This window comes from Psychrobacter sp. 1Y4, from assembly GCF_051847555.1.
The window spans coordinates 1-516 of record NZ_JBPYDE010001161.1 but is presented as its reverse complement, the minus strand read 5'-3'; the positions used below and the strand labels follow the sequence as shown (position 1 = coordinate 516).

Sequence of the window (516 nt, the reverse complement as noted above, 5' to 3'; positions counted from 1 at the left end):
ACTCATTTTTACTTCCTTATAATATAGTCTGGTGAATAAAATACCTATGGATGGAATCCACAAGCTATTTTTAATCTATGCTATACCACAATGAATGTAAAGACTTAACTTAAGCTCACCACCCAATATATAAAAACCCGCTACCAGTCCTCTGATAGCGGGTTTTTTTGTGCCTACCTGAACCGCATCATCTAACCGCTCTATCTCACCATCATCATAATGACCTTACATCAATTATTGATATGAGTTGTCACTATGCCAAACGATACATCAAGTATAACCAAGGCCGAGTTTTACGACTGGCTACGCGGTCATCAAGAAAATAAGCGCTTAGATCAGTCGCAAGTCGATCCAATGGAAGCACTGCTTGAAAAAGTATCGGTTACAGAGCTGCAAGCGGCACTGGGCAAGCTAAACGGCTGGTATGTGCCAGGCGTGGGCATGAAGCTGTCAGCAGCCGCTGTGGAAATGATTAAAGACTACGAGAAATTTGTCGGTCATCCTTACAAAGACCTC

At 42.2% G+C, this 516-nt stretch carries 1 protein-coding gene; it reads left to right on the top strand.

Annotated features, from left to right (window positions below):
- Nucleotides 1–255 precede the first annotated feature (255 nt).
- A partial coding sequence (locus tag ACS8FC_RS20935; RefSeq protein WP_439298197.1) for a hypothetical protein occupies nucleotides 256–516 on the top strand: 261 nt, incomplete at its 3' end.